The organism is Peterkaempfera podocarpi (assembly GCF_042466665.1).
GTDB lineage: Bacteria > Actinomycetota > Actinomycetes > Streptomycetales > Streptomycetaceae > Peterkaempfera > Peterkaempfera podocarpi.
The window spans coordinates 5,700,061-5,725,034 of record NZ_CP162102.1 but is presented as its reverse complement, the minus strand read 5'-3'; the positions used below and the strand labels follow the sequence as shown (position 1 = coordinate 5,725,034).

General features: G+C 73.7%; 17 protein-coding genes and 1 pseudogene. 14 read left to right on the top strand and 4 right to left on the bottom strand.

Annotated features, from left to right (window positions below):
• Nucleotides 1-7: 7 nt before the first annotated feature.
• Entirely contained in the window at nt 8-2,395 is a 2,388-nt protein-coding gene (locus AB0761_RS25155) for a glycoside hydrolase family 3 N-terminal domain-containing protein (RefSeq protein ID WP_377271424.1), read from the top strand.
• A 64-nt stretch (nt 2,396-2,459) separates the two neighbouring features.
• Here AB0761_RS25155 and AB0761_RS25150 read toward each other — a convergent pair whose 3' ends face one another.
• Nucleotides 2,460-2,912 (bottom strand): Lrp/AsnC family transcriptional regulator, encoded by a 453-nt coding sequence (locus tag AB0761_RS25150; protein WP_377271423.1) that lies wholly within the window; start codon nt 2,910-2,912, stop codon nt 2,460-2,462.
• Nucleotides 2,913-2,995: 83 nt separating this feature from the next.
• On the opposite strand from AB0761_RS25150, the gene AB0761_RS25145 reads away from it, so the two are divergent.
• Complete coding sequence (locus AB0761_RS25145) at nt 2,996-4,000, top strand: asparaginase (RefSeq protein WP_377271422.1); 1,005 nt, start codon at nt 2,996-2,998, stop codon at nt 3,998-4,000.
• A gap of 74 nt (nt 4,001-4,074) precedes the next feature.
• Here the strand turns inward: AB0761_RS25145 and AB0761_RS25140 are convergent, their stop codons facing one another.
• The gene (locus AB0761_RS25140; protein WP_377271421.1) at nt 4,075-4,296 is read right to left on the bottom strand and encodes a hypothetical protein; all 222 of its coding nucleotides are present in this window, start codon (nt 4,294-4,296) and stop codon (nt 4,075-4,077) included.
• A 92-nt stretch (nt 4,297-4,388) separates the two neighbouring features.
• Entirely contained in the window at nt 4,389-6,560 is a 2,172-nt protein-coding gene (gene malQ, locus AB0761_RS25135; protein WP_377271420.1) for a 4-alpha-glucanotransferase, read from the bottom strand.
• Nucleotides 6,561-6,855: 295 nt separating this feature from the next.
• Here malQ and AB0761_RS25130 point away from each other — a divergent pair, with 295 nt between their 5' ends.
• Nucleotides 6,856-11,007: a beta-N-acetylglucosaminidase domain-containing protein gene (locus AB0761_RS25130; protein ID WP_377271419.1), complete on the top strand. Its 4,152-nt coding sequence runs from the start codon at nt 6,856-6,858 to the stop codon at nt 11,005-11,007.
• A gap of 254 nt (nt 11,008-11,261) precedes the next feature.
• Here the strand turns inward: AB0761_RS25130 and AB0761_RS25125 are convergent, their stop codons facing one another.
• Nucleotides 11,262-11,903, bottom strand: coding sequence for an HNH endonuclease (locus AB0761_RS25125; RefSeq protein ID WP_377271418.1), 642 nt, complete (start codon nt 11,901-11,903; stop codon nt 11,262-11,264).
• 292 nt (nt 11,904-12,195) lie between these two features.
• On the opposite strand from AB0761_RS25125, the gene AB0761_RS25120 reads away from it, so the two are divergent.
• From AB0761_RS25120 to AB0761_RS25070, 11 genes and pseudogenes are all read left to right on the top strand, one after another.
• Entirely contained in the window at nt 12,196-13,296 is a 1,101-nt protein-coding gene (locus tag AB0761_RS25120) for a mechanosensitive ion channel family protein (RefSeq protein WP_377271417.1), read from the top strand.
• 636 nt (nt 13,297-13,932) lie between these two features.
• Nucleotides 13,933-15,138 carry an ROK family transcriptional regulator gene (locus tag AB0761_RS25115; protein ID WP_377271416.1) on the top strand — a complete coding sequence of 402 codons (1,206 nt, stop codon included), beginning with the start codon at nt 13,933-13,935 and terminating at the stop codon, nt 15,136-15,138.
• 69 nt (nt 15,139-15,207) lie between these two features.
• On the top strand, nt 15,208-16,554 hold the full coding sequence (locus tag AB0761_RS25110) for an ABC transporter substrate-binding protein (protein ID WP_377271415.1): 1,347 nt from the start codon (nt 15,208-15,210) through the stop codon (nt 16,552-16,554).
• Between the two features lie 5 nt (nt 16,555-16,559).
• Complete coding sequence (locus tag AB0761_RS25105; RefSeq protein WP_377271414.1) at nt 16,560-17,516, top strand: carbohydrate ABC transporter permease; 957 nt, start codon at nt 16,560-16,562, stop codon at nt 17,514-17,516.
• A gap of 14 nt (nt 17,517-17,530) precedes the next feature.
• A complete protein-coding gene (locus AB0761_RS25100) occupies nt 17,531-18,421 on the top strand; it encodes a carbohydrate ABC transporter permease (protein ID WP_377271413.1) in 891 nt (296 codons plus the stop codon).
• Between the two features lie 8 nt (nt 18,422-18,429).
• Nucleotides 18,430-19,728: a 6-phospho-beta-glucosidase gene (locus AB0761_RS25095; protein WP_377271412.1), complete on the top strand. Its 1,299-nt coding sequence runs from the start codon at nt 18,430-18,432 to the stop codon at nt 19,726-19,728.
• Complete coding sequence (locus AB0761_RS25090; RefSeq protein ID WP_377271411.1) at nt 19,725-20,864, top strand: N-acetylglucosamine kinase; 1,140 nt, start codon at nt 19,725-19,727, stop codon at nt 20,862-20,864. The genes AB0761_RS25095 and AB0761_RS25090 overlap by 4 nt, the downstream gene beginning before the upstream one ends.
• Before the next feature lie 348 nt (nt 20,865-21,212).
• Nucleotides 21,213-21,632 (top strand): annotated as a pseudogene (locus tag AB0761_RS25085) (RICIN domain-containing protein); the annotation flags it as partial.
• 15 nt (nt 21,633-21,647) lie between these two features.
• On the top strand, nt 21,648-22,415 hold the full coding sequence (locus AB0761_RS25080) for a pectate lyase (RefSeq protein ID WP_377274311.1): 768 nt from the start codon (nt 21,648-21,650) through the stop codon (nt 22,413-22,415).
• 199 nt (nt 22,416-22,614) lie between these two features.
• A complete protein-coding gene (locus AB0761_RS25075; RefSeq protein WP_377271410.1) occupies nt 22,615-24,003 on the top strand; it encodes a hypothetical protein in 1,389 nt (462 codons plus the stop codon).
• A gap of 11 nt (nt 24,004-24,014) precedes the next feature.
• A complete protein-coding gene (locus AB0761_RS25070) occupies nt 24,015-24,971 on the top strand; it encodes a glutamate ABC transporter substrate-binding protein (RefSeq protein WP_377271409.1) in 957 nt (318 codons plus the stop codon).
• The last annotated feature ends 3 nt before the right edge of the window (nt 24,972-24,974 follow it).

Below are 24,974 nucleotides of genomic sequence, written 5' to 3'. Positions count from 1 at the left end.
CTGCCCGATGGCAATCCACCCCACCCCCGAGGCCCCCGTGGAGGCCTCCGACGCGCCCGGCACCGAGGGCCCCTGGCGGGACCCTTCGCTCGCGCCGGAGGCGCGGGTGGCCGATCTGATCGGTCGTATGACCCTGCAGGAGAAGGCCGCCCAGCTCTACGGCATCTGGGTGGGCGCCGACGCCGACGGTGACGGGGTCGCCCCACACCAGAACGACATGGTGGACGAGGTCGACTGGGACGACCTGATCACCCGCGGCCTGGGCCAGCTGACCCGGCCGTTCGGCACCGCCCCCGTCGACCCCGGGGTCGGTGCGGTGGCGCTGGCCCGCGCCCAGCGGCGGATCACCGCAGCGAACCGCTTCGGCATCCCCGCGCTGGCCCACGAGGAGTGCCTGGCCGGCTTCACCGCCTGGGGTGCCACCGCCTACCCCGTGCCGCTGGCCTGGGGTGCGGCCTGGGACCCGGCGCTGGTCGCCGAGATGGCCCACCGGATCGGCCGCGACATGCGGTCGGTCGGTGTCCACCAGGGTCTGGCACCGGTCCTGGACGTGGTGCGCGACCTGCGCTGGGGCCGTGTCGAGGAGACCATCGGTGAGGACCCCTACCTGGTCGCCACCGTGGCCACCGCCTATGTCCGGGGGCTGGAGTCCGCGGGCATCGTCGCCACGCTGAAGCACTTCGCCGGGTACTCCGCCTCGGCGGGCGCCCGCAACCTCGCCCCGGTGCGGGCCGGCGCCCGTGAGCTGGCCGACGTGATCCTGCCGCCGTTCGAGATGGCGGTCCAGGAGGGCGGCGCCCGCTCGGTGATGCACTCCTACTCCGAGATCGACGGTGTGCCCGCCGCCGCCGACCCCAACCTGCTCACCGTTCTGCTGCGGGACACCTGGGGCTTCGACGGCACCGTGGTGGCCGACTACTTCGGCATCGGCTTCCTGGAGACCCTGCACCGGATCGCCGCCGACCGCGGCGATGCCGCGCGGCTGGCCCTCACCGCCGGTGTCGACGTGGAGCTGCCCACCGTCCGCTCGTACGGCGACGCCCTGATCGACGCCGTACGCGAGGGCGCCGTGGCCGAGGAGCTGGTGGACCGGGCGCTGACCCGGGTGCTGCTGCAGAAGTGCGAGCTGGGCCTGCTGGACCCGGACTGGGCGGCCCTCCCGGCCACCCTGCCCACCGGCACCGACGACCCGGAGCAGGCACGCGGCACCATCGACCTCGACCCCGCCGAGAACCGGGCCCTCGCCCGGCTGCTGGCCGAGCAGTCCTGCGTCCTGCTCGCCAACCCGGGCGGGGCCCTGCCGCTCCGCTCCGACGCCCGCATCGCGGTGGTCGGCCCGCGTGCCGACGACCCGCTGGCGATGCTCGGCTGCTACTCCTTCCCCAGCCATGTCGGTGTCTCCCACCCGGAGATCCCGCTGGGGATCGCGCTCCCCACCGTGCTGGAGTCGGTGGGCGGCGAGCTGCCGGACGCCAGGGTGACCTTCGCCGCCGGCTGCGATGTGGACGGCGACGACACCTCGGGCATCGAGGCCGCCGTGGAGCTGGCCCGCGAGGCCGAGGTCTGCGTGGCGGTGCTGGGCGACCGTGCCGGTCTCTTCGGGCGCGGCACCTCCGGTGAGGGCTGCGACGCGGCCGACCTGTCGCTGCCCGGCGTCCAGGGCGAGCTGCTGGACGCTCTGCTGGCCACCGGCACCCCCGTGGTGCTGGTGCTGCTGACCGGCCGCCCGTATGCGCTGGGGCGCTGGGCGGACCGGCTCGCCGGTGTGGTGCAGGCGTTCTTCCCGGGCGAGGAGGGCGGTCCCGCACTGGCCGGGGTGCTCTCCGGCCGGGTCAACCCCTCGGGCCGGCTGCCGGTCAGCATCCCCCGCGACCCCGGCGGCCAGCCGTGGACGTACCTCCAGCCGCCGCTGGGCCTGGCGGGCGGGGTCAGCAACCTGGACCCGACTCCGCTGCACGCCTTCGGGCACGGCCTGTCGTACACCTCCTTCGAGTGGGAGGAGCCCACGGTGGGCAGCACCGAGGTGGCCACCGACGGTGGCACCGACGTGGAGCTGACGGTCCGCAACACCGGCGACCGGGACGGCGCCGAGGTGGTGCAGCTGTATCTGCACGACCCGGTCGCCCAGGTCACCCGGCCCGATGTCCGGCTGATCGGCTACGCCCGGGTGGAGCTGGCAGCCGGCGAGTCCCGCCGGGTGACGTTCCGCTTCCACGCCGACCTGACCTCCTTCACCGGGATCGCGGGCCGGCGGATCGTGGAGCCGGGTGAGGTGGAGCTCCGTCTGGGCGCCTCCAGTGCGGACTTCCGGCACACCGTGCAGCTGCGCCTCACCGGTGCCGAGCGCACCGTGGACCACCGGCGCCGGCTGGTCTGCGAGGCCTCGGTCGAGTAGCACCACCCGGCCGGCGAGCGGGCAGCTCCCGGCCGACGAGCGACATCCGGCCTGCCGGTGGAGATCACTCCACCGGCAGGCCGGTCGGCTCTTTGATCCTTTTCATGATCATCTGCGAGTTGACCTCGTTGACCCCCGGCAGCGCCGTCAGCCGTTCGATCCAGAACCGCTCGAAGGCGTCGCTGTCCGCCACGGCGATCCGCAGCAGGCAGCCCGGCGCCCCGTACAGCCGATAGGCCTCGATCACCTCGGGGATCCCCGCCAGCTCCGCTTCGAACGCCTCCACCGCCTCGCGGTCCCGCCGCACCTCCACGGTGACGAAGAGCTCGAAGCCGCGCCCCACCGCGGCCGGGTCCACCTCCGCGCGATAGCCGCGGATCACCCCCTCCTCCTCCAGCCGGCGCACCCGGCGCAGACACGGTGACGGCGAGAGGCCCACCCGCTGCGCCAGCTCGTGGTTGCTCAGCCGGCCGTCGGCCTGGAGCTCACGCAAGATTCTTCTGTCGATCGCGTCCATGGCGCACTCCCCTGCCGCACAGCCGCTGTTCCGGGCATACATCGGCAACCATATGCCAGACGAATCCGGATATTCTTACGCATGTGGAACATGCGAATGTCGTAGTGGTGAGCACTGGTGGCACCATCGCCAGCCGCTGGCAGGGCAGCGGATACGCCGCGGAGGCCGACGGGCAGTCGGTCCTGGCGGCGGCACCCATCCCGGACGGCGTGTCGGTGCGGGTGGTGGACCTCTTCACCGTCAACAGCCCCCGGCTGACCACCGCCCACCAGCTGGCCGTGGTCCACGCGGTGCACCAGGCGCTGGCCGACCCCGCCGTGGACGGCGTGGTCGTCACCCATGGCACCGACACCCTCGAGGAGACGGCCCTCCTGCTGGACCTCCACCACCACGACCCCCGCCCGGTCGTGCTGACCGGTGCCCAGCGCCCGCTGGACGCCGCCGACGGGGACGCGGCCGGCAATCTGCACGACGCCCTGCTCACCGCCGCCCGGGCGCGCGGCGCCGGGGTCCTGGTGGTCTTCGACGGGCTGGTGCACGCCGCCCGCGGCACGGTCAAGATGCACACCGTCGCGGCGGACGCCTTCGCCGACCCCTCCGGCGCTCCCCTGGGCAAGGTCGGCTTCGGAGTGGTCAGCCGGCTGCCCCAGGTGCCCCGTCACCCCGCACTGCCGCTCCCGCGGCCGGACGCCCCCGCCCCCCGCGTCGACATGGTGATGCACCACTGCGACGCCGACCCGCTGCTGCTGGAGGCCTCGCTGGCCGCCGGGGCGCAGGGCCTGGTGCTGGTGGGGACCGGCGCGGGCAACGCCACCCCGGAGTTCACCGAGGCGGTCGCCCGCGCGGTCGACTCCGGTGTGCTGGTCGCGGTCACCACCCGGGTGCCGGCCGGCCCGGTCACCCCGCTGTACACCGGCGGCGGAGCGGTGGACCTCGCCGCGGCCGGCGCGGTGCTCACCGGAACCCTGCGGGCCGGGCAGGCCCGGATCGCGGTGCTCGCCTCGCTGCTTTCCGCGGACGACCCCCGGGAGCGGACCGCACTGCTTCGGCGGATCATCGAGACGCCCGCCCCCGCTCCGCGCGGCTGACCGCACGGACGCCAGGCGTCCGCGGGCACGACCGAGCGCCGCCCGGTGTCACCGGGCGGCGCTCAGCGGCTGTCTCAGGAGCGCTTCCGGTTGGCGACCGACACCAGGGCCGCGATCACCAGGAAGGCCACGATCGGGATGACCACGTACAGGCCGACGGTCTCGCCGACGCTCAGGCCGCTGCCCGGGTCGTCGCCGTCGTCCCGGACATTGGCGAAGGCCGGGGTGGTCATCAGCATCATCAGCGTGGCGACGGCCGAGACCGCACCGGCACGCAGGGCATTCCTCTTGTCCACACCCCTAAGGTAGTCCCCCGCCCGGAGGCGGCGCGCGCCGGGGTCACTCCCCGGGGCCACTTCGGGGATCACTCCCCGGATCACTCCCGGGATCACTCCTCTGGGCGCGCCAGCACCGCCGCCAGCTCCGCCGTCCGCGGGGCCGCGGCCAACTGCTCCAGCGACGCCGGACGGCCCGTCGCATCGGCCAGCGGAAGACGCCAGTTGGGGTACTGGTCCCAGGTTCCCGGCAGGTTCTGCGGACGCGGATCGCCGATGGCGTCCGGCAGCCACACACCCACCAGCCTGGCCGGGGTGCGCATCAGATAGCCGTGCAGCGCCGCCACCGCCTCCGGCAGATGCGGGCCCGTGTCCGGCTTGTCCTCGTCGGCGGCCGGACCCTCGCCGTACGGCGGCACCGACATCAGCCCCTCGCGGGCCAGTTCGCCCAGCCACTCCTCACGCTCGGCCTCGTCCTCCGCCTGCTCCTCCTCCAGCGGACGCGCCAGCAGCCCCAGCCGGTGCCGCAGTTCCACATGCTCCCCGGACAACCGGGCCGCCGTGCTCGGCAGGTCATGCGTGGTCAGCGTCGCCAGGCACTGCTCCCGCCAGCGCTCGGGGGGCAGCGGGCCGCCGGTGCCGTCCGGGCCGTAGTCGCGCTCGAACCAGAGCACCGACGTCCCCAGGATCCCCCGCTCCGCCAGCTCCTCCCGCACCCCGGGCTCCACCGTGCCCAGATCCTCCCCGATCACGGCCGCGCCCGCCCGGTGCGCCTCCAGCGCCAGGACGCCCAGCATCGCCTCCGCGTCGTACCGCACATAGGTGCCCTGGGTCGGCGGCAGCCCCTCGGGCACCCACCAGAGCCGGAACAGGCCCATCACATGGTCGATCCGCAGCGCACCGGCGTGCCGCAGGGTCGCCCGCAGCAGATCAGCGAACGGGGCGTAGCCGGCCCCGGCCAGCGCGTCGGGGCGCCACGGCGGCAGCCCCCAGTCCTGGCCGTGGGCGTTGAAGGCGTCCGGCGGGGCGCCCACCGAGATCCCGTCGGCCAGGAACCGCTGCAGCGCCCAGGCGTCCGCGCCGTCCGGGTGCGCGCCCACCGCGAGGTCGTGGACCAGCCCCACCGGCATCCCCGCGCCCACGGCCGCGGCCTGGGCGGCGGCCAGCTGCTCGTCCACCACCCAGCAGAGCCAGCGGTGGAACTCCACCGCCCCGGCCAGCCGCTCCCGCGCCCGGCCCACCTCCGGCCCCGCGGGATCACGCAGCTCCTCGGGCCAGACCCGCCAGTTGGGCCCGTGCACCTCGGCCAGTGCGCACCAGGTGGCGTAGTCCTCCAGCCGGGCGCCCTCGCGTGCCGCGTAGGCCCGGTAGGCGGCCTCCCGCCCGATCCCCCGCGGCACCGCGTGGACCAGCTCCAGCGCCTCCCGCTTGAGCCCCCAGGTCGCATCGCGGTCGATCAGCCCCTCCTCCAGCAGCACACCGTCGCGCAGCGCGGCGCCGCGGACGGCCAGCTCCTCCGCCTTCATCCGTGCGTCCGGCGGCAGATAGGCGTACTCCGGCACCGCCGCCGGCCTGATGTGCACCGGATCGGCGAAACGCCGCGACGACGGCCGGTAGGGCGACGGGTCGGAGGGCGATCCGGGCAGCGCCGCATGCAACGGGTTGACCTGGGTGAAGCCCGCGCCCAGCGCATGGCCCGACCACTGCACCAGCTCGGCCAGGTCGGCCAGGTCCCCCATCCCCCAGGAGCGCCGCGACAGCACCGAGTAGAGCTGCGCCATGAACCCCCAGTTCCGGCCGGGCAGCGGGGCGAGCCGCGCCGGCGCGACGATCAGCGGTGCCACCGCGGTGCGGTCGGGCAGCCGGGCACGGAGCGAGTGCCGGCCGAGCGGCAGCTCCGCCGGGATCACCCGGGCGTGTGTACCGCTGCTGGCGGACACCGGCCGTACCCCGCCGTCCTCCAGTTCCACCCACAGCTCCGCCCCCGCGGGCAGCGCCACCGCCACCGGCCGCCCCGCCCGCACCACCACGCAGGGCGGCAGCAGCCGGGCCGCCTCCGCCTGCCGGTGCCGCTCCAGCGCGGCCCGCACGGCCTGCGGGGTGGACGCGTCCACCCCGAGCGCGGCCAGCACCGCGACCAGGGTGTCCTCGGAGACGGCGACCGGGCCGCCGCCGGGGTCGTAGCTGACGTCCACCCCGTGGGCAGCGGCCAGATCGGCGAGCCCCTCGGTGAGCGGCGGGGCGTCGGGGTCGGGCGCTGCGGCACTGTCGAGGGTTGCGGCCAACGTCGGGCTCCTCAGGGCTCGGACGGGTGACGGAATGACTCCTACCCGGCCCGCCCGCCCCCGGCACCCCGGCGCGCCCGCCGCACCCCCTCCCACCCCCCGGCCGGACCACCTCGGGGGTGGCACCGGATACGTTCAACTTCGACAATTCCGGCATAGGTGGCAAGGGCGTTGACACCCCGGGTCCCCCAGTGGTGGGCTCTTGGCGAATTCACCCGGGCATCGGCGGTCCAGCAGACCGCCGGCCGAGGCCTGGGCTGATGCGCCGCCGGCCGACCCGCAGCGAGGAGGACCCGTGCAGAGCCGCCTCTCCGTGCCCGCCGTGGCCGGTTTCCGCCTGCGCCGCCGACTGGAGCGCAGCGCGGTGCTGCGCGAGGCGCTGTACCACCCCGCCGCGCTGGCCGCCCGCCGCACCACGGCCCGCACCGCCCGCCGGATCGCCCCGCTGACCGCCGACCGGCTGATCGCCGACCTCAAGGGCACCCGGCCGCTGCTGGAGCAGGTCCGCAGGGAGCGCGCGGCGGCGTCCGCGCAGCCCCGCCCCGGCGGCCGCCGGGCGGCGCTGCGCGCCACCGCCGCGCTCTCCGCCGCCGCCGTGGTGGGCGGCCTGGTCGTCGGCGCGCAGCCGGCCGCCGCCGCCGGGCACGACGGCGCCGGCAGTTCGGTCGCGGCGCCGGAGAAGGGCAGCGGACACAGCACCGTCGCCGTCCCCGAGGTCTTCCCCAGGCTGCAGGACCAGTCCGCCCTCGGACGGGCGGTGACGGTCCCCCGGCAGGTGTCGGTCGTGGCCGCGCCCAACGCCGACGCGGGAGCGCTGGACACCGTACGGGAGGTGCTGCGGCAGGCCGGGGCCACCCGGGTGTCGGTGCTGCGCCGTGCCCCGGTCCCGGTCGCCGGGAGCCTCACCGTGCTGGTCGGCGGGGCCGCCGAGGGCGCGGACGGGCAGACCGACCGGACGCTGCGGGAGCTGGCCGTGGCCGCCGGCCGGTCCGACACCGACGCACCGTCGCCGACCGGGCTGCCGGCGGGCGGCTATGTGCTGTCGGCCGGGCAGCTCGCCACGCACGACCACCGGGCCTATGGCGCGGTGGTGCTCGCCGGGGTGGACGCACAGGGCACCTTCTACGCGGCACAGACCCTGCGGCAGCTGATCACCGCGGTACCCGCCGGCCAGGGCCAGACCACAGCGGCCGGGCGCGGACTGCCCGGCGTCGCCGTCCGCGACTGGCCGTCAACCGGGGTGCGCGGCACGGTGGAGGGCTTCTACGGGGAGCCCTGGACGGACCAGCAGCTGCTGGACGAGCTCGACTTCCTGGGCCGCACCAAGCAGAACGCCTTCCTCTACGCGCCCGGGGACGACCCCTACCGGCTGTCCCAGTGGCGCGAGTCCTACCCCGCGGCCCGCGCGGCGGAGCTGCGTACGCTCGCCGACCGCGCCGCGCGCAACCATGTCCAGCTCGGCTACGCCCTCTCCCCCGGCCAGTCGCTCTGCTACACCTCGGACGACGACGTCCGGGCGCTCACCGCCAAGTTGGAGTCGCTGTGGGGGCTGGGATTCCGCTCCTTCCAGCTCCAGTTCCAGGACGTCTCCTACGAGGAGTGGCACTGCGGCGGTGACCGCAGTGCCTACGGCACCGGCCCGGAGGCCGCCGCCAGGGCGCAGGGCGCGCTGGTGGGCAAGGTGCTCCAGCAGTTCTCGGCCCGCCACGCGGGCCAGGGCCTGGCGCCGCTGACCGTGCTGCCGACCGAGTACCACCAGAGCGGCGCGAGCCCCTACCGCACCGCGCTGGCCAAGGCCCTGCCGCCGGCCGCGCAGGTGGCGTGGACGGGTGTCGGCGTGGTGCCGGAGCGGATCACCGCGGGGCAGCTGCGGGACACCGCGGCGTCGCTGGGCCACCCGGTGGTCACCATGGACAACTACCCGGTGAACGACTGGTCCGAGAACCGGCTCTACCTGGGCCCGTACACCGGGCGGGACGCCGGGGTCGCCACCGGTTCAGCCGCGCTGCTGGTGAACGCCATGGAGCAGCCGGTGGCCTCCCGGATCGCCCTCTTCACCGCCGCCGACTACGCCTGGAACCCCGGCGGGTACCGCCCCCAGGACTCCTGGCGGGGCGCCCTGCGGGCGCTCGCAGCCGGGTCCGGTGCGGCGGCCGGGACGGCTCTGCAGGCCCTGGCGGGCAACAGCGCCTCCTCTCCGCTCTCCGACCGGGAGTCGGCCTATCTCCAGCCGCTGCTGCAGCACTTCTGGTCGGCGCTGGAACCCACCGTGCAGCCGTCCGGCTCCGCGCGGCAGCCCGCCGACGACACCGGCAAGCAGTTGCAGCAGGCGGCGGCCGCGCTACGGGACGCCTTCACCGCCATGCAGCAGGCCCCGCAGGCGCTGCGCCCGGTGGCCGGCGGCGCGCTGGCCGACGAGGCCGGACCGTGGCTGGAGCAGCTGGCCCGCTACGGGGCCGCCGGCCGGGCCGCGGTGCAGATGCTCCAGGCCCAGCGCAGCGGCAACGGTGCCGCGGCCTGGCAGGCGCGGCTGGATCTGCACCGGTTGACGGCGGAGATCGCACAGAGCTCGGCGACGGTCGGCGACGGCGTACTGGACCCGTTCCTCAAGCGGGCGCTGAAGACCGCGGACAGCTGGTCCGGGGTGAGCACCACCGGGGCGGCGGCGACCACCACCATGGGGCCGGAGCCGGGCCATGCCGCGGCGATGATGACGGACGACGACCCGGACACCTTCTTCTGGAGCGACGCCCCGCCGCAGCAGGACGACTCGGTCGGCGTCGACCTGGGCTCCGAGCGGCCGGTGGGCCGGGTGCTGGTACGCATGGGATCCGCCGACCCGGACGACGCCACTGCGGCCGACGCCACCGCGGACGACGACGGCGCGGACGACGCCACCGCGGACGACGACGGCGCGCCCAACGCCTCCTCCGACGCCGGGGAGGACGCCGACGACGGCTATCTGCGCCACGCGGTGCTGGAGTACTCCACCGGCGACGGCGGCTGGCACCGCATCACCGAGGTGGCGGACACCCGGACGGTCTCCGCCGAACTGCCGGCCGGCATCCTCGCCCGCTATGTGCGGCTGCGCGCCACCGAGGGCCAGCAGACCACGGTGGCGGTGCGGGAGTTCAGCGTGACCGCGCCCGGCGCGGAGCAGCCCACCGTCAGCGGTGGACCGCCGGCCGCCCAGGGCTCCTCGGCCGAGGCCGCGGTCGACGGCGACGCGGACACCGCCTACCGGGCGGCCGCCGCTCCCGCGGGCAGCGACCGTCAGCTGCTGGTGGAGCTGGGCACCACCCGGCCGCTGGACCGCCTGTCGGTGCTCACCGACCCCTCGGTGCAGGCCCGGGCCGTGGTCGACGTCCGTCGGCCGGACGGCAGTTGGGCCCGGCTGGGCACCCTGCGGCCTGGCTACACGGAACTCGCCGCCCGCGGCGAGGACGCCGACGCGGTCCGGCTCACTTGGGCGGACGGCAGTCAGGCTCCGGTGGTCAACGAGATCGTCCCCTGGTACGCGGACACCCCGGTGGCCCGGCTGGAGGTGTCCCGCAGCACCCTGGACGTGGTGGCGGGCGACACCCGCCCCACCACGGCGAGCGCCACCCTCGAAGCCACCCGGGCGGGCGCCGCCTCGGGCCGGTTCACCGTGCAACTGCCCAAGGGGGTCAAGGGTCTGACCGCGTCCGCCCCGGCCTCGGTGACGGTGCCGCGGGGCGGCCGGCTGGCCGTACCGCTGGCGGTCTCCGCCGCGGCCGGCACTCCCAGCGGGGTCTACCGGGTGCCGGTCTCCTTCACCGCGGGCGGCCGCACCGTGCACCAGGAGCTGCAGGTCCGGGTGGCCCCGCCGGTCTCCGGCCCCGATCTGGCCATGGGCGCCGCGGCGACCTCCTCCGGGGACACCGACGGCCACCCGGCCTCCGCAGCCGCGGACGGCGACCCCGGCACCCGCTGGGCCTCCTCCGGCGGCGACGACTCCTGGCTGCAGCTGGACCTGGGCGGACCGGTCCGGCTGGGCTCCGTGGTGCTGCACTGGCAGAGCGACGCCGTGCTGAGCTGGCAGAACGCCTACGGGGTCGCCTACCGGGTGGAGACCTCCCCGGACGGGGTGGTGTGGACCGGCGCCGCGGTCGTCCAGGACGGGCACGGCGGCACCGAGACGGTCCTCCTCGACGCACCGGACACCCGCTATCTGCGGGTGCAGGGCGTGCTGGCGGCCAACCGCTTCGGCTACTCGCTCTCCGGGGTGGAGGCCTATGCGGTGGCGTCCCCGGGGACACCGGATGCGCCGGTCACGCCGATCACTCCTCCGGTGTCCGTGCCGACCGGTTCGGCCACGCCGTCGGACGCCCCCGTGGAGCCCTCCGCCACCCCGACGGACTCGGCCACCCCGTCCGCGGACACCCCCTCGCCCACACCCGAACCCGAGCACCAGCCACAGCTCTGAGCCCGGCCCAGGCCTGGCCCTGGCCCTGGCCCTGGCCCTGGCCCTGGCCCGACGGTGGAGCTGACCCGGACGACGAGCCCCCGTGCCGGACGGACACCGCGCCGTCGCCGGCGGCCCCGCGGCGGGCGGGTGGGCACCCCGGGCCGGGAGGCGCCCCGGACGGGAAAGACGGAGGGCCGGTGGCGCGTCCGTTGCGGATGCGCCACCGGCCCATGAGGCGTGCCGTGCCGGTCCGGTGCGGGCCGGTCGCGGGGTCAGGCGGAGAGCTGCTGTGCCGGCTCGCCGCGGCGGTCGTGGAGGGTCCGCCCGTGGGGGGAGCGGTCGAGGGGGACGGTCGGCTGGCCGGGGTCACCGGTGCGATGGTCGATGTGGTGATCGATCTCGCTCAGCTGCTCCCGGCCGCCGTAGGGCTCGAGGTAGGGGCGCCACCGCGGATCCCGGTGCCCGGTGCCGATGATGCGCCAGGCGAGTCCGGTGGGTGGCGCGGGTGGTCGCTTCATGCGCCAGCCCAGTTCGGAGAGGTGGCGGTCGCTCTTGACGTGGTTGCAGCGGCGGCAGGCCGCCACCACGTTGTCCCAGCGGTGCTGACCGCCCCGGCTGCGCGGCACCACGTGGTCGACGCTGGTGGCGGCGGCGCCGCAGTAGACGCAGCGCCCGTTGTCCCGGGCGAACAGCGCCCGGCGGGTGAGCGGTACGGGGCCACGAAAAGGGACCCGCACGAAGCGGGTCAGTCGGACGACGGACGGCGCCGTGACGGCGCTGGTGGCGCTGTGCATGGTGATCCCCGAGTCCTCCAGGCTGACCGCCTTGTTGTTGAGGACGAGGATGAGCGCGCGGCGCATCGAGACGACGCCGAGTGGCTCGTACGATGCGTTGAGGACGAGGACATGCGGCACGGATGCCTCCTTGTACGCCTACGGCGCGTGGCTCGCGCCGGGACGAGCGGCTGGTCGCGTATTGCTACGCGATCTCCCCTCAGTGTCGCCGCATGCCTGGCCACGGCGCCACCAATCCCGTGTAACGGACCAGGTGTGTGTTCTCCCACAACCGATATGCCCCGTGACGCGGGCGGGTTCACTTCCCCTGGGCGTTGGTTCGGTCACGCAGCGTTCGCGACCGCTCGGGTCCGGCGGGTGCCGCCGGTAGGGTGAGGCTCTGCAGAGCATTTCCGCATCGAAGGGTTTCACCGTGGCCTCGCCGTCCCCCACCCCCAGCCCCTCCGGCGACGGGCTGCTGGGTCACACCCCGGCCAGCCTCGTCCAGGTCCGGCAGAGCGCCGACCAGGCGGCGGGCTGGGTGGACCAGAACTGGCAGGGCTGGGTCGAGAGCGGCGTCCGGATCGTCTTTGTGGTGGTGCTGGCGCTGGTGCTGCGCACGATGGTGCGCAAGCTGATCACTCAGCTGATCACCCGGATGGCCAGGGGCGCCGAGGAGTCCGCCGTGGTCGGCGGGCGGCTGGGCGGTCTGCTGGTCAATGCGGAGCGGCGGCGGCAGCGGTCCGAGGCCATCGGCTCGGTGCTGCGCAGTGTGGCCTCGTTTGTGATCCTGGGCACCGCGGCGCTGATGGTGCTCTCCGCGCTGGGGGTCAATCTGGCGCCGCTGCTGGCCAGTGCCGGAGTGGCGGGAGTGGCGATCGGTTTTGGCGCCCGCAATCTGGTCACCGATTTCCTCTCCGGTGTCTTCATGATCCTGGAGGACCAGTACGGCGTCGGCGACGAGATCGATGCGGGCGTGGCCAGCGGCACGGTGCTGGAGGTGGGCCTGCGGGTCACCAAGCTGCGCGGCGTGGGCGGCGAGATCTGGTACGTCCGCAACGGCGAGGTGAAGCGGATCGCCAATATGAGCCAGGGCTGGTCCACCGCCACGGTGGATGTGCAGGTGGGCTACCGGGAGGACCTGGACCAGGTGCAGTCGGTGATCCTGGCGACGGCCGAGGAGATGGCCAAGTCGGGGCCGTGGGACGAGCTGCTCTGGGAGCCGGTCCAGGTGCTGGGCGTGGAGTCGGTGGCATCGGACTCGGTGGTGCTGCGGGTGGAGGCCCGTACGATGCCCGGCAAGGCGGGTCTGGTCGCCCGGTCGCTGCGGGCACGGCTGAAGGCGGCCTTCGACGGCGCCGGGATCCGGCTGACCAACGATGCGGTGACGGCCTCGCCGGCCGCTGTCGCCCCCGTCGCCACGGCCCCCGCTGCCTCGGCCGCGGCAGCCGATGCGGCTCCCGGGGCCGAGGCGGCCCCGCCGACGGCCCCGACCGAGGCGCAGCAGTCCGCCGCACACATCGACAAGGGCTGATCGAGGGGGAGAGCTGGCGGCGCCGACCGGCCCCCCGGTCGGCGCCGCGCCGGCCGTTCCGCGGACCTGGAGCTGGCCCGCCGACGACCGGTCGGAGTGCGGGCGGCGGCGGCAGCCGTATCCACCCCTTTCCCGGGTTCCGCCGCGCCGGTTCCCGGATATACGGTCTGCCGTATTTTCGCGCTACCACCGGGCAGGCCGGAAACTGCCCGGGGATACACGCTGTCGGGCACCTCGATGGGTATTCCCGTACGGCCGTCCGCACCCCTTGCACCGCCTCCGGACTGGTCCGGTTCGGCGGCACAACAGAGATCCTTGCCTGCTGACGGGCCTCCGTCAAACCGGCCTTCCGCGTCATATGTTCAATCCTGAAGAATCCATGACGTTGGGTAGCGGGAAATGCCTTCACAAATGCCAGCTCCCTGCATTTCCGGCACCCTCCGCGCGCGTAGCGTGACGGAAAGTCAGCGACTGTGACGCGCAGCACACTTTCACCGTCCGTCGTCGTCCGGTCACAAAGCGGCGGCGGTAACGCTTCGGCATCCACGCCCGCGGAGGCCATTGACATGTCCCGCGAGGCGCACCTACGTTCCTGGGCACCGATAGGAAAGTTTCCTAACAGTTCTGGGAGGGCCTGTGACCGGCACCAGCGGCAACCCCGCCGTCGCCGGCCCCGTCGCGGGCACCCCCAGCCTGCTGCGGGCCATCAACGACCGGGCGGCCCTCCAGCTGCTGCTGGAGCGCGGCCCTCTCTCCCGGGCCCAGATCGGTGCGCTGACCGGCCTCTCCAAGCCGACCGCCTCCCAGCTGCTCTCCCGGCTGGAGGCCGCCGGTCTGGTGGTTCCGGTGGGCACCACCGAGGGCGGCCCGGGCCCCAACGCCCGGCTCTACCAGCTCGACCCGGGGGCCGCCCATGTCGCCGGGCTGGATGTCACCCCGGCCCGGATCCGGGTGGCCGTCGCCGACATCACCGGCCGGGTGGTGGGTGAGCATCTGCTCGCGACCCCGGGGCGGCAGGCCGCCGGCACCGTCGACCGGGTGGTCACCGCCGTGCGCGAGGCCGCCGGGCAGGCCGGACTGGAGCCGGAGCGGCTCTCCCAGGTGGTGGTCGGCGCCCCCGGCGCCATCGAGCCGCTCACCGGCCGGCTGCGCTACGCCCCGCATCTGACGGGGTGGCACTCCCCCCGGCTGCTCGCCGAACTGGCGGACCGCCTGGGTGCACCGGTGGTCTTCGAGAACGACGTCAATCTGGCCGCCGTCGCCGAACAGGCCCTCGGTGAGGCCCGCGGCTGCGAGGACTTCGTCCTGCTGTGGGCGGCCGAAGGGGTCGGGGCGGCCGTGGTGATCGCCGGGCGGCTGCACCGGGGGCACACCGGCGGCGCCGGGGAGGTCGGCTATATGCCACTGCCCGGTGCACCGCTGATCCGCAACGTCCGCCGGGAGAACTCCGGCGGTTTCCAGGAACTGGCCGGGGCCCCGGCCGTACTGGCACTGGCCAGGAAGCACGGCATCACCGGCCGCACCGCCCGGGAGGCGGTGGCCCGGGCCGCCGCGGCCGGCGACAGCCGCGGCGACGCCGTCCTCACCGAACTGGCGCACCGTCTCGCCACCGGGCTGGCCGCGATCGTCGCGGTGGTCGACCCGGAGCTGGTGGTGCTCTCCGGAGAGGTGCCCCAGGCGGGCGGCGAGCAGCTGCGCGCCCTGGTCCAGGAGGAGCTCACCGGGCTGGCCGTGCCGCGGCCGCGGCTGCGGATGAGCGCCCTCGAAGAGTCCCCGGTCGTCCAGGGCGCCCTGCAGAGCGCCCTGGCCACCGTTCGCGATGCCGTCTTCACCACGCACTGAACGTCCACGGTTCTTCGTCCACGGTTCTTCTTCCCTCATCCCTGCCGGGCCCTCCAGGAGGACATCCCCGTGACCATCAGCACCCGCAGACCGCACCGGACCGCAGCCGCCCTCGCCTGCGCCGCCGCCATCACCCTGCTCGCGAGCGCCTGTACGGGCAGCAGCGAGGGCGGGGCCAAGGACGACGCTTCCAAGGACACCACCATCACCTTCTGGCACGGCTGGAGCCAGCCGTCGGAGGTGAAGGCGATCTCCGACAACATCACGGCCTTCGAGAAGCTGCACCCCAACATCCACGTCAAGGTGGTCAAGAACGTCACCGACGACAAGATCAACCAGGCACTGCGGGCGGGCGGTTCGGACGCCCCCGATGTGGTCTCCTCCTTCACCACCGACAACGTGGGCAAGTTCTGCGCCTCCGGTGTCTGGGCCGATCTCAAGCCGTTCCTGGACCAGTCGCACATCGACCCGGCGGCGACCTTCCCGGCGGCCATGGCCGACTACACCCAGTACAAGGGCACCCGCTGCGCACTGCCGCTGCTGGGCGACGCCTACGGCCTGTACTACAACAAGGACGCCTTCAAGGCGGCCGGCATCACCGCCCCGCCGAAGACGCTGTCGGAGTTCACCGCGGACGCCAAGAAGCTCACCAAGGCCACCGCGACCGGCTACAGCCAGCTGGGCTTCATGCCCGACTTCCACGGCTACGAGTCCACCCCCACGCACTTCCTGGGCCAGTGGGGGGCCACCTACTTCGACAAGAGCGGCAAGTCCGACCTGGCCTCCGACCCCTCGGTCAGCGCGATGTTCCAGTGGCAGCAGAAGCTGGTGGCCGACCTCGGGGGCTTCCAGAAGCTGGAGAAGTACCGGACCGGCTTCGGCGACGAGTTCTCGGAGAAGAACCCCTTCGAGACCGGGCAGGTCGCCATGGCGATCGACGGTGAGTGGCGGACCGCCAACCTCACGGCGGACGGGGTGAAGTTCGACTGGGCCACCGCGCCCTTCCCGGTGCCGGACGACCAGGCGAGCACCTACGGCCGCGGCTACCAGACCGGCACCATCATCGGCATCGCCCGCACCAGCCAGAAGCAGAACGCCGCCTGGGAGCTGGTGAAGTACCTCACCACGGACACCGACGCGGTGGTGAGCTTCGCCAACGCGATCCACAATGTGCCGTCCACCTTCGCGGCGCTGAAGTCCCCCAAGGTCGACCAGGACCCCAACTTCCGCACCTTCCTGGACATCGCGGGCAACGCCAGCTCCAGCACCACCCCGGCCAGCATCAACGGCGGCGCCTACCAGGTGTCCCTGCAGAACTTCGGCTACAAGTACGAGTCCGGCCAGGTCCCCGACCTCAAGGCGGGCCTGGCCGGCGTCGACAAGGAGATCGACGCCGCCATCGCCCAGGCCCAGTGACCGGCATGGCAGCCCTTCTTCCCGTCCCGGCGGCGCTGCGGGCCAAGCGCCGCCGGGAGGCGGTCCGCACGCTCGCCTTCCTGTCGCCCTGGCTGATCGGCTTCGCGGTCTTCTTCGGCTATCCGCTGGTCTCCACCCTGTACTTCTCCTTCATGCACTACGACGGGTTCGCCCAGCCGACCTTCAGCGGGCTGAAGAACTGGCGGTATGTGCTCACCGACTACCCGTTCTTCTGGCAGGGCGTGCGCAACACCCTCTGGCTGGTCGTGGTGATGGTGACGCTGCGGGTGGTCTTCGGGCTGGGCGTCGGCATGCTGATCACAAAGATCAAGACCGGCGCGGGGTTCTTCCGCACCGCCTTCTATCTGCCGTACCTGGCACCGCCGGTCGCCGCCACCATCGGCTTCGCCTTCCTCTTCAACCCCGGTACCGGGCCGGTCAACCATCTGCTGGGCTCCGTCGGACTGCCTCAGCCGGGCTGGTTCACCGACCCGTCCTGGTCCAAGCCCGCGCTCACCCTGCTGGCGCTGTGGGGCATCGGCGACCTGATGGTGATCTTCATGGCCGCGCTGCTGGACGTCCCCCGGGAGCAGTACGAGGCGGCGCAGCTGGACGGGGCCGGCCCCTGGCAGCGGTTCCGCTTCGTCACCTACCCCAACATCTCCCCCATCGTGATGTTCGCCGTGGTCACCGGGGTGATCCAGACGCTGCAGTACTACACACAGGCCCTGGTCGCCGGAAAGGTCGCCAGCGGCATCATCGGCAACTCGGGCCAGCAGTTCGAGCCGGGCTACCCCCAGGGGTCCACCTGGACCCTGCCGCAGATGGTCTACAGCCTCGGCTTCCAGCGCTTCGACTACGGCTCCGCCTGCGTGGTGGCGCTGCTGCTGTTCGCGGTCGCCATGGCCTTCACCGCACTGCTGCTGCGCCGCCGCTCCGGCCTGATGGGCGCCGAGGACTGAGGAGGACCGTCCCCATGACCGATGCACTCCCGGCAGCGGCGCTCCGCGCCCGGCCGACACCCGCCGGCCGGGCGGCCCGCCGCCATGCCGCACTGCACTGGATCGCGGTGCACGCCCTGGGCGTGGCCGCCGCGCTCTTCTTCCTGCTGCCGTTCGTCTTCCTCTTCCTCACCTCGATGATGTCCGACCAGCAGGCGCTCACCTCCGACCTGTGGCCGCACCACTGGGCCTGGGGCAACTACAGCAAGGTGTGGCACACCCCCGGCTTCCTCACCTGGTGGCGCAACACCCTGCTGTACGCCGGGCTGGGCACGGCGCTCACCGTGGTCTCCAGCCTCCCGGTCGCCTATGCGCTCGCCAAGTTCCGCTTCCGCGGCCGGCGGATCGCGCTGATGGCCGTGATCTCCATGATGATGCTGCCGCCGCAGGTGGTGGTGATCCCGATGTACCTGTTCTGGGCCAAGCAGCTGCATCTGTCGGGCACCCTGTGGCCGCTGATCATCCCGATGGCCTTCGGCGACGCCTTCTCCATCTTCCTGCTGCGGCAGTTCCTGCTGACCATCCCCCGGGAGTACCTGGAGGCGGCCCGCATCGACGGCTGCGGTGAACTGCGCACCCTGCTGCGGGTGATGGTGCCGATGGCCAGGCCCGCGATCGCCGCGGTCGCGCTCTTCCAGTTCTTCTCCTGCTGGAACGACTACTTCGGCCCGCAGATCTACGCCGGTGAGAACGAGTCCGCCTGGACCCTCTCCTACGGCCTGGAGTCCTTCAAGGGCGCCCACCACACCAACTGGAACCTGACGATGGCCGCCACCCTGCTGGTGATGGCGCCCGTCATCGTCCTCTTCTTCTTCGCGCAGAAGGCCTTCATCGAAGGCGTGACACTGACAGGGGTCAAGGGCTGATGTCCTCCGTGAAGCCAACCCGTCTCAAACTGACCGTCGTGGGCGGCGGCTCCACCTACACACCCGAACTCGTCGACGGTTTCGCCCGGTTGCGCGACAGCCTGCCGCTGGAAGAGCTGGTGCTGGCCGACCCCGCCACCGAGCGGCTGGAGCTGGTCGGCGGTCTCGCCCGGCGGATCCTCGCCCGGCAGGGTCACCCCGCGACCGTCACCACCACCACCGACATCGACGCCGCCGTCGACGGCGCACATGCCGTGCTGCTCCAGCTGCGGGTCGGCGGCCAGGCCGCCCGCGACCGCGACGAGACCTGGCCGCTGGAGTGCGGCTGCGTCGGCCAGGAGACCACCGGCGCCGGCGGTCTGGCGAAGGCGCTGCGCACGGTGCCCGTGGTGCTGGACATCGCCGAACGGATCCGCCGCGCCAACCCGGACGCATGGATCGTGGACTTCACCAACCCGGTCGGCATCGTCACCCGTGCCCTGCTGACCGCGGGGCACAAGGCCGTGGGGCTGTGCAACGTCGCCATCGGCTTCCAGCGGAGGTTCGCCGGGCTGCTGGGCGTGGCGGCCGAGCGGATCCAGCTGGACCATGTCGGGCTCAACCACCTCACCTGGGAGCGCGGCGTCACCCTGCTGGACGCCCCGGGCGGCGGGACCGGCCGCGAGGTGCTCCCCGAGCTGCTGGCGGCGCACGGCCCGGCGATCACCGAGGGTCTGGAGCTGCCGCTGGAGCTGGTACGCCGCCTCGGTGTCGTCCCCTCGTACTATCTGCGCTACTTCTACCAGCACGACGAGGTGGTGACGGAGCTCAAGGCCAAGGGCTCCAGGGCCGCCGAGGTGGCCGCCATCGAGCGGCGGCTGCTGGAGATGTACGCCGACCCGGCGCTGGACGAGAAGCCCGCACTGCTCGCCGAACGGGGCGGTGCCTACTACTCCGAGGCCGCGGTGGCCCTGGTCGCCGCGCTGCTGGGAACGGGCTCCGCCGTCGGCTCCCGGCAGGTGGTCAACGTCCGCAACGACGGCACCCTGCCCTTCCTCCCGGACGACGCCGTGGTGGAGGTCCCCGCGCTGGTCGACGCGGACGGCGCCCGTCCGCTGCCGCAGCGCCCCGTGGAGCCGCTGTACGCCGGACTGATCGCCCATGTCACCGGCTATGAGCAGCTGGCGCTGGAGGCGGCGCTGCACGGTGGCCGCGACCGGGTCCATGATGCGCTGCTGGCCCATCCGCTGGTCGGTCAGCTCGACCGGGCAGCGTGGCTGACGGACCGTCTGATCGCCGAGAACCGCGCCCACCTGGGCTGGGCATGACCCGCAGCGGTGTGGAGCAGGGCAGGGAGGACGGCCCCCGGGGCGGCACGCCGCCGCAGGGCAGCCCGATCGGCGCGGGGACGGTGGGGGCGACCGGACCTGAGCTGGTCCGCGGGGTGCTGGCGGTGGACGCCGGGAACAGCAAGACCGATGTGGCGGTGGTGACCGCCGAGGGCGCCGTGCTGGGCACCGCACGCGGCGGGGGCTTCACCCCGCAGCTGGTGGGCGCCGAGGCCGCGGTGGCCGGGCTGGTCCCGCTGGTCGAGGCGGCGGCGGCCGAGGCGGGGCTGCCGGTGGACGGTGCCCGGCCGCTGGTCACCCATGTCTCCGCCTGTCTGGCCAACGCCGACCTTCCGGTGGAGGAGCAGCGGCTGCAGCAGGCCCTGGCCGCGCACGGCTGGGGCCGCACCGCGGTGGTCGCCAATGACACCTTCGCGCTGCTGAGGGCGGGTACCGACGCACCCCGCGGGGTCGCGGTGGTGTGCGGGGCGGGGATCAACTGCGCGGGTCTGCTGCCGGACGGCCGTACCGCCCGCTTCCCCGCGCTGGGGACGATCACCGGGGACTGGGGCGGCGGCCAGGGGCTGGCGACGGAGGTGATGTGGTGGTCGGTACGGGCCGAGGACGGGCGCGGGTCGGCCACCGCGCTGGCGGCCGCGGTCGCCGGCCACTTCGGGCGGCCGTCGGCGACGGCCGTGGCGGAGGCGGTGCATCTCGGCGGACTCCCCGAGGCGCGGCTGCATGAGCTGGTGCCGGTGCTCTTCGCCACGGCGGAGCGCGGCGACCCGGTGGCGGTCGAGCTGGTGGAGCGCCAGGCCGACGAGGTCGTCCGGCTCGCGGTGGTGGCACTGCGCCGGCTGGGGCTGCTGGACTCGCCCGTCGATGTGGTGCTGGGCGGTGGAGTGCTGGCCGCGCGTCAGCCGCTGCTGCTGGACCGGGTGCACGCCCTGCTGGCCGCCGAGGCACCGCTTGCCGAACCACGGGTGGTGACCGCTCCGCCGGTGCTGGGTGCGGCCCTGCTGGGCCTGGACCATCTGGCCGCCGAGGGGCTGGGCGGCGGCCCGGAGGCGCAGCAGCAGCTGCGTGCCTCGGCTGCGCTGCGGCGCGGCCCCGCAGTGGAGGCGCCCGCCGGCTGACCAGTTCCGGCCGCGGCCCGACGCCCTGCCGGCGCCCCTCACCGGGGCGCCGGCAGGGCGTCGCTGCTTCCTGGTCCCATCGCTTGACCGGTGCAGGACATCGCTCTACTGTGCGTTCATGTATGAGAACGGCGTTCAGCTTGTCGAACATATTCGACAGTCCGCGCCGACCTTCGCACCGCTCCCCACCACCCATTGGTCCCCGCGGCCCGGCCGCGGGCGGTGAAAGGAACGATCGTGCACACCGCAGTCCATCGCCGAAGGCGCAGCCGAACCCTGGCCGCGCTCTCCACGGCCACCCTTCTGATCGCAGCGGCGCTCACCGCGCTCTTCAGCGGCGGCCCCGCCATGGCCGCACCCGCCGCCGGCTCCTACAGCCTCTCCAACGCCGCCAGCGGGCTCTGCCTCACCGTGCCGGGCGCCTCCGGTTCCGACGGCGTCCAGCTGACCCAGACCGCCTGCAGCGGCGCAGCCGCACAGACCTGGAAGCTCGCCGCCTCCGGCAGCGGTTACACCCTCACCGCGCAGAACAGCGGCAAGTGCGCCGGCGTCCGCGACGCCTCCACCAGCGCGGGCAAGGCCGTCGAGCAGCAGAGCTGCAGTGGCGCTGCCACCCAGGTGTGGACGCTCACCGCGGTGAGCGGCGCCTACCAGGTCGTCAACAGCAACGGCGGCAAGTGCCTCAACGTCAAGGACAGCTCCACCGCGTCCGGCGCCCTGATCCAGCAGAACTCCTGCGACTCGGTGACCAGCAAGCGCTGGACCTTCACCACCGCCGGATCCGTGCCAACCAACCCGCCCACCACACCCCCCACCACACCCCCCACCACCCCGCCCACCACGCCCCCGGCCGGCTCCGGTCCGCCCGCCTGGCCCACCGCCACCGGCAGCCAGGCCGTCACCGCCACCATCTCCGTCTCCGGCACCTACGACGGCGGCCTGCGCCGCTACTACGGCAGCGGCGACCTGGGTACCGGCAGCCAGAGCGAGGACCAGCCGCCGATCTTCGAACTCGCCGGCGGCGCCACCCTGCAGAACGTCATCCTGGGCTCCCCGGCCGCCGACGGCGTCCACTGTCTGGGCGCCTGCACACTGAAGAACGTCTGGTGGGAGGACGTCGGCGAGGACGCCGCCACCTTCCTGGGCTCCTCCTCCTCGCTGGTCCGCACGGTCGACGGCGGCGGCGCCAAGCTCGCCGACGACAAGGTCTTCCAGCACAACGGCGGCGGCACCCTGATCGTCAAGAACTTCCAGGTCCAGGACTTCGGCAAGCTGTACCGCTCCTGCGGCAACTGCTCCACCCAGTACGGGCGGCACGTCCAGCTGCAGAACATCTGGGTGACCCCGCCCGGGGACACCATCGTCGGCATCAACCCCAACTACGGCGACACCGCGACCTTCTCGGGGATCACCGTCCACGGCGACTCCGGCGACGTCGACATCTGCACCAAGTACACCGGTGTGACCAGCGGTGAGCCCAAGGAGACGGGCACCGGTGCGGACGGCACCAACTGCATCTACTCCTCGTCCGACATCACCTACACCGGCTGACCGCCCCCCGCGTTCCCGGCGGCCCTGCCCGGCCGCCGGGAACCGCGCCGGATCCCCCGGCGTCGCTCTCGTCAGGGAACGTCCGGCGCTGACCGGTTCGTCCGAGCTCAAGAGCGGCGCAATTGCGGTGTGGCCGCCACTCCCGGTGGCCATACTGCTGGCGGAGGGGCCGGAATCCCTCCTGGGGGGAGGGGCGCGCGTGACCGTCACAGCAGCTCCGGGCGGCGCGCCCGGCAGCGCACCCGCAGCGGCCGAGGCACGGGCCCGGGTGCTGCGCACGCTCGGCACCCCGCCCGGCCGGCTGCGGCTGTCCGGCCTGGTGCTGGCCGTACTGATGCTGGCGTTCGGCGTGACGGCGGCGTGGCAGAGCGACCGGCGGGCGCAGTCCGCGGACGCGGTCGTGGAGCACAGCCAGCCGCTGAGCCAGGACGCCGCGGAGATCTACCGCTCGCTGGCCGACGCCGACACCACGGCGGCGACCGGGTTCCTGCTGGCCGGCGGTGAACCCCGGTCGGTGCGGCAGCGCTACGAGCAGGACCTCGACCGGGCATCGGAGCTGCTGGCCCGGGCAGCGGCCCGCACCACCGCGGCGTCCGACAGCCAGCGCTGGCTCTCCGCCCTCAATGAGCAACTGCCAGTCTACGCGGGCCTGGTGGAGACCGCCCGGTCGTACAACCGGCAGGGCCTGCCGCTCGGCGGCGCCTATCTGCGGTTCGCCTCCACCCTGATGCAGCAGCAGGACCAGTTGCACCCCGACGACCCCTACCGGGCGCACGGCATGCTGGCGGCGGCGCAGAAGCTCTACGCCGCGGAGACCGGCCGGCTGGGGCAGGACTACGCCGGGGCCCGCGCCGTCCCCTGGGCGGCGATCGGGCTGGGCGTGCTGGCCCTGGGGGCGCTGGTGCGGTTCCAGATCGGGCTCTTCCGCCGGACCAACCGGGTGTTCAACCCCGGCCTGCTGGCGGCCTCCGCGGCCACCGCGGCCGCCCTGCTGTGGCTGCTGGTGGGACACAGCGTCGCCCGGGCCGACCTGGCCGACAGCGACCGCCACGGCGCCGCCCCGCTGCGGATGCTGGACCAGGCCCGCATCGAGGCGCTCCAGTGCCGCGGCGCGGAGAACCTCAACCTGGTGGCCCGCGGCTCCACCACGCAGTACGCGGACCGCTGGGACAGCGTCACCCGGCAGCTGGCCGGGTCCGACGGCTCCGGCGGCACCCTCGGCGCCTCGCTGCGGCTCGCCGCCGGCGACACCGAGGGCACGGCCCGGATCCAGGCCGCCGCCGCCGACTTCCGCAGCTGGGACCACCTGCACGGGACGGCCGCGGCCAGCAATGACGACGGCGAGTACCAGGCGGCCGTGGACGCCACGGTGGGCCAGGGCAGGGCCGCCACCACCGACCGCGCCTTCGAGCAGATGGACCATGAACTGGCCGCCGCGGTGGCACATGAGCAGCACGACTTCGAGACGGCAGCCGACAACGGCCGCGGCGCGCTGGCCGGCCTCGCGGTGGGCACCGGCGTGCTGGCGGTGCTGGCCGCCGCAGGCGCGCTGCTGGGCATCGGCCGCAGACTGGCCGAGTACCGGTGAGGGGGAACGGGATGGCGCTGGGCACAGCGGGCCGGCGGCTGCTGCCGGCGGCCGCGGCACTCACACTGGCACTGGCGGTCGCCGCGGCCGGCGGGTCGGCCCCGCCGCGCGCCACGCCGCGGACCGCACCGGCCGGACACACCACAGCGGTACGCGCGGCGGCCGACGACTGCACCCCGGAGAACATGACCCGCAGCGTGCCGCCCTCGGCGGACCAGAGCGGATCCAAGGTCCGGCAGATCGTCCAGCGCGGCCATCTGATCGCCGGCGTCGACCAGAACAGCTACCGCTGGGGCTACCGCGACCCGGTCAGCGGCCGCTTCGAGGGCTTCGACATCGACCTGGTGCATGCCATCGCCAAGGCGATCCTGGGCGACCCGGACAAGGTGCAGTTCAAGTCCGTGCCCACGGCCAAGCGCATCGAGGCCGTCCAGTCGGGGCAGGTCGACCTGATCGTCCGCACCATGACGATCAGCTGCGCACGGCTGGGGGACGTCGCCTTCTCCACCGCCTACTTCCAGGCGGGCCAGCAGGTGGTCGTCCCCGGCACCTCCACGGCCCGCACCGTGGACCAGGCCCTGCACGGGCGTACCGTCTGCGCGGCCGAGGGCTCCACCGCACAGGAGGAGCTGAAGCGGGACTCCCGCGGCGCCACCGTACATCTGGTGGGCAATCAACTGGACTGCCTGGTCCTGATGCAGCTCGGCCGGGTCGACGCCACCATGACCGACGACGCCCTGGCGGCCGGTCAGCTGGCCCAGGACCCCACGCTGAGGCTGGTGGGCGACCCGCTGACCGTGGAGCCGTACGGCGTGGCGATGAACCGCAGGGACACCGATCTGGTGGCCCGGGTCAACCAGGTGCTGACCGACTACCGGAACGGTCCCTGGCAGCGCAGCTACCGCACCTGGCTCCAGCCGTACCTGGGCCGGTCCGCCGAACCGCCCGCGGCGCGGTACCTTCCCTAGGAC

Bases quoted from the DNA above. Each gene is read 5' to 3' on its own strand.
- AB0761_RS25155 (WP_377271424.1), top strand. From the start codon at position 8: ATGGCAATCCACCCCACCCCCGAGGCCCCCGTGGAGGCCTCCGACGCG.
- AB0761_RS25150 (WP_377271423.1), bottom strand. From the start codon at position 2,912: ATGGACGCGATCGACAGAAGAATCTTGCGTGAGCTCCAGGCCGACGGC.
- AB0761_RS25105 (WP_377271414.1), top strand. From the start codon at position 16,560: ATGGCAGCCCTTCTTCCCGTCCCGGCGGCGCTGCGGGCCAAGCGCCGC.
- AB0761_RS25100 (WP_377271413.1), top strand. From the start codon at position 17,531: ATGACCGATGCACTCCCGGCAGCGGCGCTCCGCGCCCGGCCGACACCC.
- AB0761_RS25090 (WP_377271411.1), top strand. From the start codon at position 19,725: ATGACCCGCAGCGGTGTGGAGCAGGGCAGGGAGGACGGCCCCCGGGGC.
- AB0761_RS25070 (WP_377271409.1), top strand. From the start codon at position 24,015: ATGGCGCTGGGCACAGCGGGCCGGCGGCTGCTGCCGGCGGCCGCGGCA.